Annotated in this window: 11 protein-coding genes and 2 pseudogenes; 5 read left to right on the top strand and 8 right to left on the bottom strand. The window is 71.0% G+C overall.

What is annotated here, in order from left to right; translation table 11 throughout:
• Positions 1-34 precede the first annotated feature (34 nt).
• From K4G64_RS14525 to K4G64_RS14510, 4 genes are all read left to right on the top strand, one after another.
• The gene (locus tag K4G64_RS14525) at positions 35-1,408 is read left to right on the top strand and encodes an alpha-amylase family protein (protein ID WP_221756455.1); all 1,374 of its coding nucleotides are present in this window, start codon (positions 35-37) and stop codon (positions 1,406-1,408) included.
• 115 nt (positions 1,409-1,523) lie between these two features.
• Entirely contained in the window at positions 1,524-6,929 is a 5,406-nt protein-coding gene (gene pulA / locus K4G64_RS14520) for a pullulanase-type alpha-1,6-glucosidase (RefSeq protein ID WP_221756454.1), read from the top strand.
• A gap of 74 nt (positions 6,930-7,003) precedes the next feature.
• Complete coding sequence (locus tag K4G64_RS14515; RefSeq protein ID WP_221756453.1) at positions 7,004-8,623, top strand: fused response regulator/phosphatase; 1,620 nt, start codon at positions 7,004-7,006, stop codon at positions 8,621-8,623.
• A 30-nt stretch (positions 8,624-8,653) separates the two neighbouring features.
• On the top strand, positions 8,654-9,010 hold the full coding sequence (locus K4G64_RS14510; RefSeq protein WP_221756452.1) for a 5-carboxymethyl-2-hydroxymuconate Delta-isomerase: 357 nt from the start codon (positions 8,654-8,656) through the stop codon (positions 9,008-9,010).
• 6 nt (positions 9,011-9,016) lie between these two features.
• On the opposite strand, the gene K4G64_RS14505 is transcribed toward K4G64_RS14510, so the two are convergent.
• The 3 genes from K4G64_RS14505 to K4G64_RS14495 form a co-directional block, all read right to left on the bottom strand.
• Positions 9,017-9,706 (bottom strand): TetR/AcrR family transcriptional regulator, encoded by a 690-nt coding sequence (locus tag K4G64_RS14505; protein ID WP_221756451.1) that lies wholly within the window; start codon positions 9,704-9,706, stop codon positions 9,017-9,019.
• A gap of 94 nt (positions 9,707-9,800) precedes the next feature.
• Entirely contained in the window at positions 9,801-11,729 is a 1,929-nt protein-coding gene (locus tag K4G64_RS14500) for a hypothetical protein (RefSeq protein ID WP_221756450.1), read from the bottom strand.
• Between the two features lie 49 nt (positions 11,730-11,778).
• Positions 11,779-12,306 (bottom strand): tetratricopeptide repeat protein, encoded by a 528-nt coding sequence (locus K4G64_RS14495; RefSeq protein ID WP_308122367.1) that lies wholly within the window; start codon positions 12,304-12,306, stop codon positions 11,779-11,781.
• A gap of 162 nt (positions 12,307-12,468) precedes the next feature.
• On the opposite strand from K4G64_RS14495, the gene K4G64_RS14490 reads away from it, so the two are divergent.
• Positions 12,469-12,921, top strand: coding sequence for a hypothetical protein (locus K4G64_RS14490; RefSeq protein ID WP_221756449.1), 453 nt, complete (start codon positions 12,469-12,471; stop codon positions 12,919-12,921).
• A gap of 75 nt (positions 12,922-12,996) precedes the next feature.
• On the opposite strand, the gene K4G64_RS14485 is transcribed toward K4G64_RS14490, so the two are convergent.
• From K4G64_RS14485 to K4G64_RS14465, 5 genes and pseudogenes are all read right to left on the bottom strand, one after another.
• A complete protein-coding gene (locus K4G64_RS14485; RefSeq protein ID WP_221756448.1) occupies positions 12,997-14,565 on the bottom strand; it encodes a DUF1996 domain-containing protein in 1,569 nt (522 codons plus the stop codon).
• A gap of 206 nt (positions 14,566-14,771) precedes the next feature.
• Positions 14,772-14,861: pseudogene (locus tag K4G64_RS14480) on the bottom strand (DNA-binding response regulator); the annotation flags it as partial.
• A pseudogene (locus tag K4G64_RS14475) lies at positions 14,862-15,005 on the bottom strand (sensor histidine kinase); the annotation flags it as partial.
• 88 nt (positions 15,006-15,093) lie between these two features.
• Positions 15,094-16,104 carry an SDR family oxidoreductase gene (locus tag K4G64_RS14470; protein WP_221756447.1) on the bottom strand — a complete coding sequence of 337 codons (1,011 nt, stop codon included), beginning with the start codon at positions 16,102-16,104 and terminating at the stop codon, positions 15,094-15,096.
• Positions 16,105-16,191: 87 nt separating this feature from the next.
• Positions 16,192-16,734: winged helix-turn-helix domain-containing protein (locus tag K4G64_RS14465; protein WP_221756446.1), on the bottom strand; the 543-nt coding region annotated here is incomplete at its 5' end.

The following is a 16,734-nucleotide window of genomic DNA, read 5'->3' as shown; positions in this document are numbered from 1 at the left end:
CTGCAAGAACCTTCAACGAAGAAGGAAACCCCACATGGCACGCAGATATCTCGCTTCCGCCGTCGCGCTCGCCGCGGCTGTGGTTGTCATGAACCCGACCAGTGCGCAGGCCTCCCTACCTGGCACCAAGGACGTCACCGCCGTCCTCTTCGAGTGGAACTTCGCCTCGGTGGCCCGCGAGTGCACCAACACCCTAGGGCCCGCCGGATACGGCTACGTCCAGGTCTCCCCGCCCGCCGAGCACATACAGGGCTCGCAGTGGTGGACCTCGTACCAGCCGGTCAGCTACAAGATCGCCGGCCGGCTCGGCGACCGCACGGCCTTCCGGAACATGGTGAACACGTGTCACGCGGCTGGTGTGAAGGTCGTCGCGGACACCGTCATCAACCACATGGCGGCCGGCAGCGGCACCGGCACCGGCGGCTCGTCGTACACGAAGTACACCTACCCGGGCCTGTACTCCGCGCCCGACTTCGACGACTGCACCGGCCAGATCGGCAACTACCAGGACCGCTGGAACGTCCAGCACTGCGAACTGGTCGGCCTCTCCGACCTCGACACGGGCGAGAACTACGTCCGCGGCGCGATCGCCGGCTACATGAACGACCTGCTCTCCCTCGGGGTCGACGGCTTCCGCATCGACGCGGCCAAGCACATCGACACCGCCGACCTCGCCAACATCAAGTCCCGGCTGAGCAACCCGTCGGTGTACTGGAAGCAGGAGGTCATCTACGGCTCCGGCGAGGCGGTTCAGCCCACCGAATACACGAGTAACGGCGACGTCCAGGAGTTCCGCTACGCCTACGACCTCAAGCGGGTCTTCAACAACGAGAACCTCGCCTACCTGAAGAACTACGGCGAGGGCTGGGGCTACATGAGCAGCGGCGTCTCCGGTGTCTTCGTCGACAACCACGACACCGAGCGCAACGGCTCGACCCTCAGCTACAAGGACAACGCCAACTACACGCTGGCCAACGTCTTCATGCTGGCCTGGCCCTACGGCGCCCCGGACATCAACTCCGGCTACGAGTTCTCCGACCACGACGCCGGCCCGCCGAACGGCGGCCAGGTGAACGCCTGCTGGCAGAACGGCTGGAAGTGCCAGCACAACTGGCCGGAGATCAAGTCCATGGTCGGCTTCCGCAACGCCACCCGGGGCCAGGCCGTCACCAACTGGTGGGACAACGGCGGCGACGCGATCGCCTTCGGCCGGGGCAGCAAGGGCTTCGTGGCCATCAATCACGAGTCGGGACCGCTGACCCGGACGTACCAGACGTCGCTGCCGGCGGGGTCGTACTGCAACGTGCAGAACAACACGACCGTGACGGTGAACTCCAGCGGGCAGTTCACCGCCTCCCTGGGCTCCAACACGGCCCTGGCGATCCACGCGGGCAAGTCGAGCTGCTGAGCGGCCTCTTGAAAAGTTTTACCGATGGTTTCAAGCCTCTTGCTGTAAGCGTTGCGGCGGCGATACGGTCGCGCGGGGTCGGACCCGAAGAGCCGTAATCGCAAGGAGCCCATCTGTGATACCGAGATGGCCGACGCCGTCGAGGCGCCGAACCACCCATGCCGGACGGGTCGCTGCGGTCACCGTGACCGCGCTGGCCGCAGCGCTCGTCCAGCCCCTCGCCGCGCGGGCCGACACACCGCCTCCGCCCCCCTCCGACGCCAAGCTGGCCGCCGCGCCCGCACGGCACGACGCCACCCGTGAGCAGTTCTACTTCGTCCTGCCGGACCGTTTCGCCAACGGCGACCCGCGCAACGACAAGGGCGGCCTGACCGGTTCCCGCCTCGCCACCGGTTACGACCCCACCGACAAGGGCTTCTACCAGGGCGGCGATCTCAAGGGCCTGACCAAGAAGCTCGACTACATCAAGGGCCTGGGCACCACCGCCCTGTGGATGGCCCCGATCTTCAAGAACCAGCCCGTGCAGGGCACCGGGGCCAACGCCTCGGCCGGCTACCACGGGTACTGGATCACGGACTTCACCCAGGTCGACCCGCACTTCGGCACCAACAAGGACCTCGAGACCCTCATCGACAAGGCCCACGCCAAGGGCATGAAGGTCTTCTTCGACGTCATCACCAACCACACGGCCGACGTCGTCGACTACGAGGAGAAGTCCTACGACTACCTCTCCAAGGGCGCCTTCCCGTACCTGACGAAGGACGGCGAGCCCTTCGACGACGCCGACTACGCGGACGGACGACGGGACTTCCCCGAGGTCGGCACCGGCTCCTTCCCACGCACCCCGACCGTCCCCGCGGCGAAGAAGAACGTCAAGGTCCCGTCGTGGCTCAACGACCCGACGATGTACCACAACCGGGGCGACTCCACCTTCGCCGGTGAGAGCTCCGAACACGGCGACTTCTCCGGCCTGGACGACCTGTGGACCGAACGCCCCGAGGTCGTGAGGGGCATGGAGAAGATCTACCAGCGCTGGGTGCGGGACTTCGACGTCGACGGCTTCCGGATCGACACCGTGAAGCACGTCAACATGGAGTTCTGGACGCAGTGGGCCACCGCCCTCGACGCCTACGCCGCCAAGCGCGGCCGGGACGACTTCTTCATGTTCGGCGAGGTCTACTCGGCCGACACGAACGTCACCGCCCCGTACGTCACCCAGGGCCGGCTCGACGCCACGCTCGACTTCCCCTTCCAGGAGGCCGCCCGGCAGTACGCCTCGCAGGGCGCGAGCGCGCAGAAGCTCGCGGCTGTCTTCGGCGACGACTACAAGTACACGACCGGCAAGGCCAACGCGTACGAGCAGGTCACCTTCCTCGGCAACCACGACATGGGCCGCATCGGGTCGTTCCTGAAGCAGGACGACCCGAAGGCCACCGACGCCGAGCTCCTCGCCAAGGACAAGCTCGCCAACGAGCTGATGTTCCTCAGCCGCGGCAACCCGGTCGTCTACTACGGCGACGAGCAGGGCTTCACCGGCCCGGGCGGTGACAAGGACGCCCGGCAGAGCATGTTCGCCTCGCGCACCGCCGACTACCTCGACGACGACCGCATCGGCACCGACCGCACCCACGCCGAGGACGCCTACGACACCAAGGCCCCGCTCTACCGGCAGATCAGCGCCCTCGCCGCACTGCGCAAGGCCCACCCGGCCCTCACCGACGGCGTCCAGCAGCAGCGGTACGCGGCCGACGGCCCGGGCGTCTACGCCTTCTCCCGCACCGACGCGAAGACCGGCACCGAGTACGTCGTCGCCTTCAACAATGCGGGCAAGGCAGAGACCGCCACCTTCCCGACCGGCTCGGCCGGCATGACCTTCAAGGGCATCCACGGCACCGACGCCTCCCCCAAGAGCGACGGCGACAAGAAGCTCACCGTCACCGTCCCGGCCGGCTCGGCGGTCGTCCTCAAGGCCTCCGGCCGGCTCGCCAAGCCCGCCACCGCGCCCACGATCACCCTGAAGGCCCCGGCCGCGGGTGCGACGGGAACCGTCGAGGTCATCGCAGACACGGACGGCGGACAGCTCAACCGGGTCGTCTTCGCCGCGCAGACCGGCAACGGCAAATGGCAGACCCTCGGCTCCGCCGACCACGCCCCGTACAAGGTCACCCACACCATCGGCACGAACGTGGCGCCCGGCACGGCCCTGCGCTACAAGGCCGTCGTGATCGACTCGGCCGGCCGCACCGCCGGCGCCCTCGCCGCCTCCACCACCGGCACCCCGCCCGCCGAGGAGCCGCCCACCGCCTCCTCCCGCGACTACGCGATCGTCCACTACAAGCGCACCGACGGTGACTACGCCGACTGGGGCCTGTACGCCTGGGGCGACCTCGCCGAGGGCGAGGCCACCGAGTGGCCGAAGAGCCACCCCTTCACCGGCCGTGACGCCTACGGAGCCTTCGCCTGGGTCAAGCTCAAGCCCGGCGCCTCGGACGTGGGCTTCCTCGTCATCGACAAGGACGGGAACAAGGACGTCGCCACCGACCGCACGATCGACGTCACCAAGACCGGTGAGGTCTGGATCGAGCAGGGCAAGGACACCGTCACCACCGAGCGCCCCGACCATCCGGCGCCGGACAAGACCAAGGCCGTCCTGCACTACCACCGGGCCGACGGCACCTACGACGGCTGGGGCCTGCACGTCTGGACCGGCGCCGCGAACCCCACCGACTGGTCGAACCCCCTCGAGCCGGTGAAGACTGACTCCTATGGCGCTGTCTACGAGGTGCCGCTCACCGAGGGTGCCACCAGCCTCAGCTACATCATCCACAAGGGCGACGAGAAGGATCTGCCCACCGACCAGTCGCTCGACCTCAAGGCGAACGGCCACGAGGTGTGGCTGGTGAACGGCCAGGAGAAGTACCTGCTCCCGCAGCCCGCGGGCAGTGCCGCCGCCCTCGACCCGACCACCTCCAAGGCCGTCTGGATCGACCGGAACACCCTCGCCTGGAACGGCTCGGACGCCGCCGCCTCCACCCAGTTGCTGTACTCCCGCGATGGTTCGATCGCCGCGAAGGACGGCGCCCTGACCGGTGACGCGAAGTGGCTGCGCCTGTCGAAGGGCGAGCTGTCCGACGCCCAGAAGGCGAAGTTCCCGCATCTGAAGGAGTACGACGCCTGGACCGTCGACCCGCGTGACCGCGACCGGGTCCGCGAGGCCCTGCGCGGCCAGGTCGTCGCCACCCAGCACGCGGCGAACGGCGCCGTGCTCGCCGCGACCGGCGTGCAGATCGCCGGAGTCCTCGACGACCTGTACCCCGGCGCCACCAAGGCCGACCTGGGCCCGACGTTCTCCAAGGGCCGCCCCACGCTGTCCGTGTGGGCGCCGACCGCCCAGCAGGTGTCACTGGAGATCGGTGACTCCACCGCGCCGATGAAGCGCGACGCCGCCACCGGCGTCTGGTCCGTCACCGGCCCGAAATCCTGGAAGGGCAAGCCCTACCGCTACGTCGTGAAGGTCTGGGCGCCCAGCGTCCGCAAGGTCGTCACCAACAAGGTCACCGACCCCTACTCCCTCGCCCTCACCGCCGACTCCGAGCGCAGCCTCGTCGTCGACCTGGGCGACAAGGCCCTCAAGCCCTCCGGCTGGTCGGCGTACACCAAGCCCAGGGCCGTACCGCTGAAGGACGCGCAGATCCAGGAGCTGCACATCCGGGACTTCTCCGTGGAGGACCGGACCTCGAAGCACCCCGGCACCTACCTCGCCTTCACCGACAAGGCCGCCGACGGCAGCAAGCACCTGCGCGAGCTGGCGAAGGCGGGTACCTCCTACGTCCACCTGCTGCCCGCCTTCGACATCGCCACCATCCCGGAGAAGAAGGCCGACCAGGCCAAGCCCGACTGCGACCTGGCCTCCTTCCCGGCCGACTCCGACAAGCAGCAGGAGTGCGTCGGGAAGACCGCCGCGAAGGACGCCTACAACTGGGGCTACGACCCGTACCACTACACGGTCCCCGAGGGCTCCTACGCCACCGATCCGGACGGCACCGCCCGCACGGTCGAGTTCCGGAAGATGGTCAAGGCCCTCAACGACGACGGACTGCGGGTCGTCATGGACGTCGTCTACAACCACACCGCCGCGAGCGGCCAGGAGAAGACCAGCGTCCTCGACCGGATCGTGCCCGGCTACTACCAGCGGCTCCTCGCCGACGGCTCGGTCGCCAACAGCACCTGCTGCGCCAACACCGCCACCGAGAACGCCATGATGGGCAAGCTCGTCGTCGACTCGATCGTCACCTGGGCGAAGGAGTACAAGGTCGACGGCTTCCGCTTCGACCTCATGGGCCACCACCCGAAGGCCAACATCCTCGCCGTGCGCAAGGCCCTCGACGCGGTGACCCTCGAGGAGGACGGCGTCGACGGCAAGAAGATCATCCTCTACGGGGAGGGCTGGAACTTCGGCGAGATCGCCGACGACGCCCGGTTCGTCCAGGCCACGCAGAAGAACATGGCCGGCACGGGCATCGCCACCTTCTCCGACCGGGCCCGTGACGCGGTCCGCGGTGGCGGCCCCTTCGACGAGGACCCCGGCGTCCAGGGCTTCGCCTCGGGCCTGTACACCGACCCCAACTCGTCGAAGAGCAACGGCACCGAGGCCGAGCAGAAGGCCCGCCTGCTGCACTACCAGGACCTCATCAAGGTCGGCCTGTCCGGCAACCTCGCCGGCTACCGGTTCACCGACACCGCGGGCAAGGAGGTCAAGGGCTCCGAGGTCGACTACAACGGCGCGCCCGCCGGCTACGCAGACGCCCCCGGTGACGCCCTCGCCTACGCCGACGCCCATGACAACGAGTCCCTGTTCGACGCGCTCGCCTTCAAGCTGCCCGCTTCGACGAGCGCGGACGACCGGGCCCGGATGCAGGTCCTGGCCATGGCGACGGCCACCCTCTCGCAGGGCCCGGCCCTCTCCCAGGCGGGCACCGACCTGCTGCGCTCCAAGTCCCTGGACCGCAACTCCTACGACAGCGGCGACTGGTTCAACGCCGTCCACTGGAGGTGCCAGGACGGCAACGGCTTCGGCCGCGGACTGCCCATGGCGGCCGACAACACCGACAAGTGGCCGTACGCCAAGCCCCTGCTGAGCACGGTCGAGGTGGGCTGCGAGCAGATCGAGGGCACCTCGGCCGCCTACCGCGACCTGCTGCGGATCCGCGGCACCGAGAAGGACTTCTCCCTCGGCACGGCCGAGCGGGTGCAGTCCCGGCTGTCCTTCCCGCTGTCCGGCCAGGACGAGACGCCCGGTGTGATCACCATGCGGCTCGGTGACCTCGTCGTCGTCTTCAACGCCACGCCACAGAAGCAGGAACAGCGCGTCGCGGCACTCGCCGGGGCCGGCTACCGGCTGCACCCGGTGCAGGCGGCGGGGGCGGACTCTACCGTCAAGTCCTCCTCCTACGCGGCCGAATCGGGCACGTTCGCCGTTCCGGGGCGCACGGTCGCCGTCTTCACCCGGTCCGCCGGATAGCGCACTACGTTGGGTGGGGCGGGCCGTGAACCACGGTCCGCCCCATCCCCGTACGCTCCCGAGGGGCCACCGACTTGGACCCCAGTGGCACGCAGCAGAGCCCCGGCACCACCGTGCTGGTCGTCGACGACGTGGCGGCCAGCCGCTACGCCATGGGCGCGGTGCTGCAACGGGCCGGTCACCGCGTCGTGCCCGTCGCCAGCGGCGGCGAGGCGCTCATGGAGCTCGACGTCCGGCTGCGGGACGGCACCCTGCCCGACGTGGCTCTCGTCGACGTGGGTCTGCCCGACATGAGCGGTTTCGAACTGTGCCGCCGACTCCGGGCCCAGCCGCCCATGGCCGCACTCCCCGTCGTGCACTTCTCGGCCGCGGCGACCGCGCCCGGCGACCGGTGCCGGGGACTCGACTCCGGCGGGGACGCCTATCTGACCGTGCCCGCCGAACCACTGGAGATCCAGGCCGTCGTCCGGGCCGCCGTACGCGGCGCCCGCCGCACCACCGGCACCGATACCACCGTCCGGCGGCTGACCCTGCTGGCCGAGGCCGTCATCAGCGTGCAGGCGGCCCGCTGCCCCCGGGAACTGGCCACCGCAGCCGCCGACGGCACCGCACGCCTCACCCCCTCACCCGCCGTGGTGTTCGTCGTCGGCCCGGACGGCGAGCCGTACCGCGGCACCGCCCGGTGCGGCCCCGCGGACGCGGACAGCACCGCCCACCAGGCGGCGGCCCGGCTCGTCACCCGGCTCGCGGAGGGCCGCACGGGCGCGCTCACCACCGTCGTCCCCGCGCCGCTGTGGCCGGCCGGCGTCTTCCGGACCGGCGTCGAGGAGGACGCCCGCCTGACCGTGGCGACGGCCCACGACGGCCGGACCACGGTGTGCCTCGCCACGCCCGTGCGACGTCCGGCGACCGGCGACCCCGCGGACGACGGGCTGCGCGCCCGCCTCGCCCAGGCCACCGTGCTCGCCGCCGAACCGCTGCTGATGTACCAGGTGGAGCGGCGCGTCGCCCTCACCCTCCAGCGCAGCTTCCTGCCCCGGCCCCACAAGCTGCCGCACCTGCCGGGCGTCGACATCGTCGTCCGTTACGTGCCCGCCTCCGAGCAGGCGGAGATCGGCGGCGACTTCTACGCCGCCCTGCGCACCCGCGACGGGGTCCTCACTGCGGTCGGGGACGTCGTCGGGCACTCCCTGGACGCGGCAACCGTCATGGTCGAGATCCGCCACGCCCTGCGCGCCTACTGCGTCGACGAGTCCGACCCCGTCGTGCTGGCCACACGGCTCGACCGGATGCTCCAGAGGTACCACCCCGACGTCACCGCCACCGTGTGCCTGGCCCTGCTCGACCCCGGCAGCGGGCGGGTCCGCATCGCCAACGCCGGTCACATCCCGCCGCTGATCCTGCGCGACGGGGGCGACGCCCGGTACGCCGACGCCCGCGGTCCGCTGCTCGGCCTGGGCCTGGAGCGGCCCCCGGCGGCCGAGTGCCGGCTGCACCGCACCGATCGCCTGCTCATGATCACCGACGGTCTCATCGAGACCCGCGGCACCCCCCTGACGACCTCCATGGACCAGCTCCGCACGGCCGCCGCCGGCGCCCCGGCCGGTCTCGACGACCTCTGCGACGTGCTGCTGGGCTGCTTCGGCCAGGACCGCGAGGACGACATCGCGATGCTGGCCCTGCGGTTAGGGTGAGCGTGATGGCCGCCCGGAACAGGAGCACTGATGCCGCAGATCACCGTCGACTACTCGGCCGACCTCGCCGGCGACTTCGACCGGCCCGGTTTCGCGAAGGCGCTGCACGAGGCGACGGTCGAGATCGCGGCCGCCAGGCCGCCCGCCTGCAAGACCCGGTTCCGCCCGACCGAGGACATCGTGGTCGGCCCCGAGACCGAGGGGCACGCCCATGTCCATATCCACATCGCCCTGCTCGCCGGCCGCACCGACGACGTCAAGGCCCGGCTCACGCAGAGGGCGCTGGAGCTGCTGCGGGCGCATCTGAAGCCGGCCGGGGGGCTCGCGCTGCACGCCTCCGCCGAGGTCCGCGACCTGGACCCGTCGTACGCGAAGTTCGAGAGCTGAGTTCGGTCAGCTCGCCAGGGCGATGAGCCGGCCGGCCAGGAGCGCGAACGGGCCGTCGGCCGGCTCGTCCTTGACGATGCCGCGCAGCAGCGTGGCCATCTCCTCGTCGTAGGCGGCACTGACCGCGGCGAGGGCGGCGAAGTCGTTGACGAGCTGGGGCTCCAGCTCCTCGCGCGGGATGCGCCGGCCGTCCAGCCAGATCAGCGCCGTCGACTCGGCGAGGGAGATCCAGGAACGGACGACCAGTTCGAGGCGCGCCGGCGGATCGGTCACGCCCAGGTGCGAAAGGATCTGGACATACGCGGCCTGCCGTACGGAGTCGACGAGCGCATTGGTCGTGGAGGAGCCGACAGCCGGACCGCCGCGCATGAGGGCGGAGAAACCGGGCCCGTGTTCGTCCACGAAGTCGAAGTAGCGGTGCATCACGCGCAGCAGCCGCGCCCCCAGCGGACCCTCGTGCGGCTCCACGAAACGAGCCGCCAGATCGTCCGAGGCCCGCTGCAACGCCGCCTCGTACAGGCTGAGTTTGCCGGGAAAGTAGTGGTAGACCAACGGGCGTGAAATGCCCGCGGCCGACGCTATCTCGTCGATGGAGACCTCGTCGGGTGAGCGGCGGCTGAACAGTTCGAGGGCGACGCCGATCAACTGCTGCCGCCGCTCCTCGACTCCCATTCTGCGGCGAACCCCGGTAGTCATGCGAACACCTTACCGATCGATTCCGGCCTCGAACGGCCCGGATCGATCGCGGGGCTCAGCCGGCCTCACCGAGCGGGCCCCACATCCGCCTCCGTCAGCGCAGCCCGCCCAGCGAACGACCGTCCTTCAGGGTCCCCTTGAGCTGAGCCTGCGCCCCCTGCTCGGCCGGCACGGTCAGCAGACTGCCGCGCGCCGCCCCGTTCACTGCGCCCGTCGCCCGGATCGACGCGGTCTCCCGGCTCCCCGCGGCCAGCAGGTACCAGTCACCGGCCTTCGCCTTCCACAGCACCCCGGCCAGCACATGCGGATCCCGTGGCCCGCATGCCGGGACGTTCTCGGCCTGCGCCGCAGCTGCTCCGTGCGCCCCGCCCGGCGTGTGGAACTGCGCCAGCACCCGCGCCCCGCCGCCCCGCCAGGTCTCGGCCCGGGTGCACACCCACGCCGCCGAGCCGCTCGCGTCGGGCAGCGGCTGCTCGTTGAACGCCCAGGCGTTGACGCTGCGCACTCCCGCCGAGCGCACCGTGCCCAGCGAGCAGGCGAACGGCTGCCAGGTGTGCAGCGCCTCGGTCCCGGACACCTCGCGCGGGGCGCCCGGCCGTCCGGCGGTGAGCCGGGCCGGGACCAGTTCGCCCAGGTCGGTCAGCAGCCGGGTCCTGGTGCCGTCGGTCACCTGCAGCACGTTCCACGAGGAGCAGGGGCCGGACCGCAGCGCCGGGCTGGCCAGCGGTGCGGTCACTCCGTCGGTGAGTGCGAGGTCCATCGCGCCGGAGCCCGGCTTCATCAGGTCCCGCTCGCCGGCCTTGCGCACCCAAGGGGCCGTCAGATAGCGGACATTGCCGTCGGAGCGGCCCAGGACCACCGCGCCCGCCTCGGCCCGCCCGGCCCCGTCGACCCGGGCGAAGTCGAGGGCGGCGCCCTGGGTGCCGTCCTTCGGCTCGGCGTACCGGGCGATGCGCAGACCGTCGTAGAGGATCACCACGCGCGCCGCGTCGACCGTCCCCGCGTACAGCAGCTGGGGCGGTCCGGCCGGGCCGCCGGACAGGGTGCCGGGGGTCACCGACACCTGGACCGTCTCGCCGGGGCGGGCCCACACGGCCAGGGCGCGGCGCAGCAGGGCCTTGTCGCCGGTCAGGTCGCCGCGGGCCGGCCACACGGAGAAGTCGGTGCGTGCCGAGCTGCGCCAGGCGGTCGGGGGCATCCGGGTCAGCTTCGAGGGGTCCAGGGCGGCCTGCGCGGCCGGGTTCTGCGCATACGGGGGTGCCGCGGCGCCCTCGGGCCCCCAGCCCTCGCCGGGCAGTCCGAGCAGCGCCCCGCAGGCCAGCAGCGCGGCACCGGCGGCCAGGGCGGCCTTCAGGTGCTGGCGGCGGCGCATCAGGTCGGTGGGGCGGGCCTGGAGCGAGCAGGGGTCGAACTCGGGGGAGTCGAGCAGCCCGTACTGGGCGGGGATCCCGCCGGCCTCCAGAACGGCGCCCTCCGGGTCCGCGACGCCCGCCGCCGCGAGGACCTCGCACACCCCGTCGTCCGTGAGCCGCTCCAGACCGAGCAGCGCGTAGGCGGCCCGGGCCGGGCCCGAGAGGGTGGACAGCCGCTGGTCCAGGGAGAGTTCGTCGGCACCGCCGGAGCGCGGGAACAGCTTCAGACCCCACACGTGCGGCAGCAGCGGGGGCAGCTGGGACCTCTTGGGCCACGCCTTCGCCCTCAGCGGCAGGCCCGCCTCCAGCGCTGTGCGCAGCACCTGGAGACGGACCAGGGCGTACCCCGGGTCGCCGTCCCGGCCGGTGGACTGGGCCGGGATCATCGGGGCCGGGGTGCGGGTGCGGGTGCGGGGGAGGGCCCGCTGGGTGAGGGCGTGCGCGGTCAGGACGCGGCGGCTGCGGCCCAGCCCGGGCGGCAGCACCAGATAGGCCAGCCGGACGAGCCGCGGGTAGTGCTCGACGAGCGCGGCCTCGGCCTGCTCGACGTCGACGACCGGGCCGGACGGGGAGGGAGGTGCGGGGCGCTGGGCGACATCCTGTGACTGCACGTTCAGCAGAACGAGCGAATCGTTGGATGGTCACCTGCCCCCCTCGGCGTCACGCGCCCGGGTGCTCCCCGGGCTCCACGAGCAGCCGGGCGTAGTTCGCCATGGACCGCTGGTAGCGCGGCAGATGCGGGGCCAGGGCGCCCAGGGCCAGTGCCAGGGCCTCCCGGTCGCGGCCGAGGCTCGACAGACACAGGGCGAGACAGGCGCGTACGGGATCGTCCAGCTCGTCGGACGGCGCGAGAAGTTCGGGCGTCAGCAGCGCGACGCCCTCCTCGGCCCGGCCGATGTTCCGCAGGGAGCTGGCCAGCTGGATCTTCGTCCGGCGGGCCTTGTAGGGACTGGCGTCGGCGAGGCCCTTCTCCAGCGCCTCCCGGTACAGCGGGACCGCCTTGTCGGAGTGGCCCGTGGAGTCCCAGGCGCAGGCCTGCTCGAACGGCCCGAGCGGACTGCCTTCGGGCAGCTCGGCGACCAGGGCGTCGACATCGGCGCGGAAGCGGGCCTCGTCCTCCTCCGTCTCGGCGTAGTCGTCGAAACGGTCCCACAGGGCGGCCACGCGATCTTCCCAGTCCTGATCCACCGGATCACCCTCGCACAGGAGTGCACACCGGGGCAGCGGGATTTTGAGCACGGCGGGCTCCGCGGCCGTATCGAAGGCGAGAGCCTCTTGCCGGGGCTCCGTGCGGCATGCGTCCGGACCGTGCCGTGACATGGACCGTGCCGACAAGGACCGGAGGAACAGATGAGGGTGACCCGACCGATGCTCGCGCTGAGCGGCGCGGTGGCGATACTGGCGCTGACCGGCTGCGGCGGATCCGGCGACAAGGACGAAGCGGCCGTTCCGAAGGAGGTGAGCGGCAGCCTGGAGCACATCGCGGCCGAGGCCGACTGCAAGCCGAACATGCAGACCGACGCGGACACCATCCGCCAGGCCCTGTGCAAGAAGGGCAAGGAGAAGTATGTCCTCGCCACCTTCGCCACCGACCGCGGCCAGCGCGAGTGGCTGAACAGCGCCAAGGACTACGGCGGCTACTACCTCGTCGGCCGCAAGTGGGTCGCCGTCGGCGAGCAGAAGACGGTCACGTCGCTGCAGGGCACCCTCGGCGGGACCATGGAGGAGGGCTCCGAGCACATGAACCCCGGCGGCAGCCACAACAAGAACGGTCACGACGGCGGCGCCGGCCACCACGGCTGAACGCACGGGCCGCGACAGCAAGAGGCCGGCGGTGGGAATTCCCACCGCCGGCCTCTTGCCGCTATCGGATCAGGACTACTGGCAGTCCTGGCCGTTGTTGATGCACTCGACCATCTCGTTCATCACGTTGTCGTCGAAGAAGTTGATGAAGTCGTTGTGGTCGGTGATCGGCTTGTGCAGCTGCTCCGGGAAGGAGTCGACCGCGAAGGCGTTCTGCACCTGGCCGTTCTCGATCTGCGGCGCCTGTACGTCGTAGACCAGTCGGACCTGGAGCTGGGGGATGGCCTTGAAGCCGTTCGAGCAGCTGCCGTCCGCCTCCACGAAGTCCACGTGGGTGCGGTGGTTGGCGCTGTCGATGTTCTGGCCGTCCCAGCAGCTCTGGAAGTTGGACAGTCGGACCACGCTGCTGCCGTCGGGGCAGATCGGGTACTTGTCCGTCACCTGACGGTCCTCGAAGCCCGTGCAGGTCCAGGCCGTGTTTGCGTTGTTCAGGCCGTTGGTGAGGGACTTGGCGTCACCGGTGATGATGCGCAGGGCCGTCGGCATCGCGACGACGTCGCTGGTGCGGTTGCCGACGAACTTCAGCTGGGCCTCGGCCGGCTCGACGATCTTGCCGACGTTGCCGTCCTGGCCACCGCCGGGCTGACCGGCGTCGATGTCGTCCGAGCCGTCCTGGATCCGGAGGACCGGCCAGAAGTACGAGGACTTGTCGCCCTGGTTCTGGCAGGACGTGTCGGCGTTCGCCAGGTCCTCGTCGCTCGCGAAGGCGTTGTTGCTCTGGTTGCCGACGTAGTCGTGCTGGTGCTGCGCACCGTTGGACACGCCGGGCGCCACGATCACGTTGTCCGAGTTGCGGTTCTCGTTCTCGTTGGTGCCGCACTGCGTGGTGAACGTGCCCGTCGAACCGCCGTCGCCGTTCGCGGCGAGACCGTTCGGCAGGTTGCGGGAGTTGGGCTGGACGTCCTCGATGTTGATGAAGTCGTCCGCCGCCGGGCCGTTGTCGGCCTGCCCGCCGTTGCCACCCTGCCCGTTGTCCTGGCCGCCGTTGTCCTGCCCCTGGTCCTGGCCGCCGCCGTCGTTCTGACCGCCGTCGTTCTGACCGTCGTTGTTCTGACCGTCATTGTTCTGGCCGTCGTTGTTCTGACCATCGCCGGCCTGGCCGTCGGTGGTGTCGGCGTCGGCGGCCATGCCCTGACACGAGGCCATCTGCTCGAGGTTGGCCGGAGCCTTGCCGCCGACCCGCCGGATGTTGATGCCGATCCGGTCGATGACCGCGGTCCGCTTCGACTTCAGCGGGCCGAGGATGGCGTTGTCGACGAAGCCCGCGTCACCGGCCTGGGCCTGACGGGTGGAGGCGAGCCGGGTGTAGGCCTCGCTGATCTGCTTGTCGAGGTTGGCCAGCTCCTTGTCCACCCCCTTGCGGGCGCGTCGCGGCACGTCGGTCAGCTTCTGTCCGACGTCCGGGCACTGGATCGTGGCGATCTGTGCGCCCGCGGACTTCGTCTGGTTCGCCGAGTTCTCCTCGTGCGCCGAGGCGTAGAAGTTTGCCCAGATCAGCCCGCCCCCACCGAGCGCTAGGGCCGCCGATGCGGCAATGGCCTTGGTGGCCAGCGGCGTACGGCGTTTTCTTGTGTTGCGTCCCATGGAACTCCTCTGACTTCCTTTTTCGGGGGCATCGAGGCGCCCGACAGGAGTGAAGCGGCTCCCTTCCATACGGAGGTGGTCCCACCGGTGTTCAGATGTCTCGGAAATTGATGCGAGATTCGTGAGGACCGTGTGTCCTCAACAGCCCCTTTGGCACCGGAAGTTGTGGATCCTCCACGGTGGGTGAACGGGCGGCTCGTCCGGTTTCACCGGCCGTGGTCGAGATGGGCGAGAACCGCCAGCACGCGGCGGTTGTTGTCGTCCGAGACCTCGAGCCCCGGTTTGGCGAAGATGTTGAGCGCGATCGAGACCAGGGACAGGCAGAAGCACAGCACCGCCCCCGGCAGGGAGACGAGGGCCAGCGCGAGCCCCCGCACCGCGGCGAGCCCGATGCCCCGCCCTGTCGTCCGCCCGCTGCCGTTCTTCGTGTCCGTGGTCATGGCGTCAGTCTCGCCGAGCACACCCGCCCGGTCACGGGGCCGGGACACCCGGCCGGGGGTGGTGCTACGTACACCTCGGGCGGGTCGTTCAGGCGCCGGCGCCGGACGCGAGCACCTTCGCCTCGACCTCGGGGTCGAGGCCCTTGCGCGTCCGGTCCGGGCGCTGGGGCGCGACACCGCCGATGCCGCACAGCCAGTTCCAGGTGTCGGCCACGGTCTCCTCGACGGGCCGGCACACCAGCCCGGCCGCGACCGCCCGGGAGACGTCCGCGCTGTGCAGGGCGTCGTGCAGGTCACTGCCCGGCGGCACCCACACCGGCAGCTCGGTCCACGGCTCGATGCCCGCCTCCAGGATCACCCCGGGCTCGGTCCAGCGGAGCTCGGCCGCACCGCCCGTGACCCGCGCGCACGCGTCGAGGAAGGTCCCCATCGTGGCGTGCCCCTGCGGACTGATCAGGCTGTACGGCCCACTCAGCTCCTGCTCCACCGCGCCGAGGATCCACTCCGACAGGTCCCGGACGTCGATGTACTGCAGGGGGAGGTCCCGCGGCCCCGGCGCCAGCACCGGGCCGCCGCGGGCCGCCCGGGTCAGCCACCACGGGAGACGGCCGACGTTCTCGTACGGACCCAGGATCAGCCCGGCCCGGACGAGGAGCGAGCGGTCCGCGCCGAAGGACTCGACGGTGGCCAGCTCGCCGCCCCGCTTGTCCCGGGCGTAGTCGGTCTGCTCCGAATCGGCCGCCGCCCCCTCGACCACCGGCGCGTCCTCGTCGTACCCGGCGGGCGGGGCCCACGCGTACACCGAGCAGCTCGACACGTACACGTACCGGCCGGCGCGGCCCCTCAGCAGCCGCGCCGTGTCCCGCACCGCCCGGGGCGCCGCCGACCAGGTGTCGACGACGACGTCCCACTCGCCCGGGTCGTCGGCGAGGGCGGCCAGGCCGCCGGGCGCGGTGCGGTCGCCGAGCAACGACCGCACACCCGGCGGCGCGTCGTGCCGCCCCCGGTGGAAGACGGTCACGTCCCAGCCGCGCCCCAGCGCCGCCTCCACGACGGCCCGTCCCACGAACTCCGTACCACCCAGCATCAGAAGCCTCATGCCGGTGACTCTGCCCGGTCGGGGGAGAGGAGGGAACGGGGATCTGCTGTCGGCAGACGGGGAGGGGCAGGGCGAGCGGGGGTGGTGTCAGTGTGCTGTCGGAGGCACGTACTTGTAGCCCACGCGGCGCACCGTGCGGATCGTGTCGCGGTGCTCCGCGCCGAGCTTGCGGCGCAGACGGGCGATGTGGACGTCGACCGTGCGGCCGTCGCCCACGTGCCCGTAGCCCCACACCGTGCCCACCAGCTGGTCGCGGGTGTGCACCCGGTTCGGGTGCGCCACCAGGTGCGCCAGCAGCTCGAACTCCAGGTACGTGAGGTCGAGCGGCTGCCCGGCCACCCGGGCGGTGCGCTGCACGGTGTCGACGCGGATCAGCGGCTCGCCGTCCGGTTCGGCACCGAGGTCCGGGCCGGCGGACCGCGGCAGGTCGGGCACCGCGACCGGGAACGGCGGCTGCTGGTCGGCCGGGACGAGCACCAGGTAGCCGACCATCGGCGGCTGCCCCGGCAGCGTGGGCAGGGTGTGCTGCGGAGCCGGCAGCCAGGTGGCGCCCGGCGGCAGCAGGTCCGCCACCGTCACCACCTCGTCCCGGTCGACGGCACGCAACCGGTGCCGGGGCCCGTGGGGCGC

Origin of the sequence: Streptomyces sp. WAC04114, assembly GCF_019733245.1 — a bacterium.
In the GTDB taxonomy this organism is placed as follows: Bacteria; Actinomycetota; Actinomycetes; order Streptomycetales; family Streptomycetaceae; genus Streptomyces; species Streptomyces massasporeus_A.
Note: the sequence above shows the minus strand (reverse complement) of the source record. Positions and strands in the feature narration are given on the sequence as shown.

What these genes read in the sequence shown, in the direction of transcription:
- K4G64_RS14525 (WP_221756455.1), top strand. Translation starts at nt 35, where the DNA reads ATGGCACGCAGATATCTCGCTTCCGCCGTCGCGCTCGCCGCGGCTGTG.
- K4G64_RS14510 (WP_221756452.1), top strand. Translation starts at nt 8,654, where the DNA reads ATGCCGCAGATCACCGTCGACTACTCGGCCGACCTCGCCGGCGACTTC.
- K4G64_RS14505 (WP_221756451.1), bottom strand. Translation starts at nt 9,706, where the DNA reads ATGACTACCGGGGTTCGCCGCAGAATGGGAGTCGAGGAGCGGCGGCAG.
- K4G64_RS14490 (WP_221756449.1), top strand. Translation starts at nt 12,469, where the DNA reads ATGAGGGTGACCCGACCGATGCTCGCGCTGAGCGGCGCGGTGGCGATA.
- K4G64_RS14485 (WP_221756448.1), bottom strand. Translation starts at nt 14,565, where the DNA reads ATGGGACGCAACACAAGAAAACGCCGTACGCCGCTGGCCACCAAGGCC.
- K4G64_RS14470 (WP_221756447.1), bottom strand. Translation starts at nt 16,104, where the DNA reads ATGAGGCTTCTGATGCTGGGTGGTACGGAGTTCGTGGGACGGGCCGTC.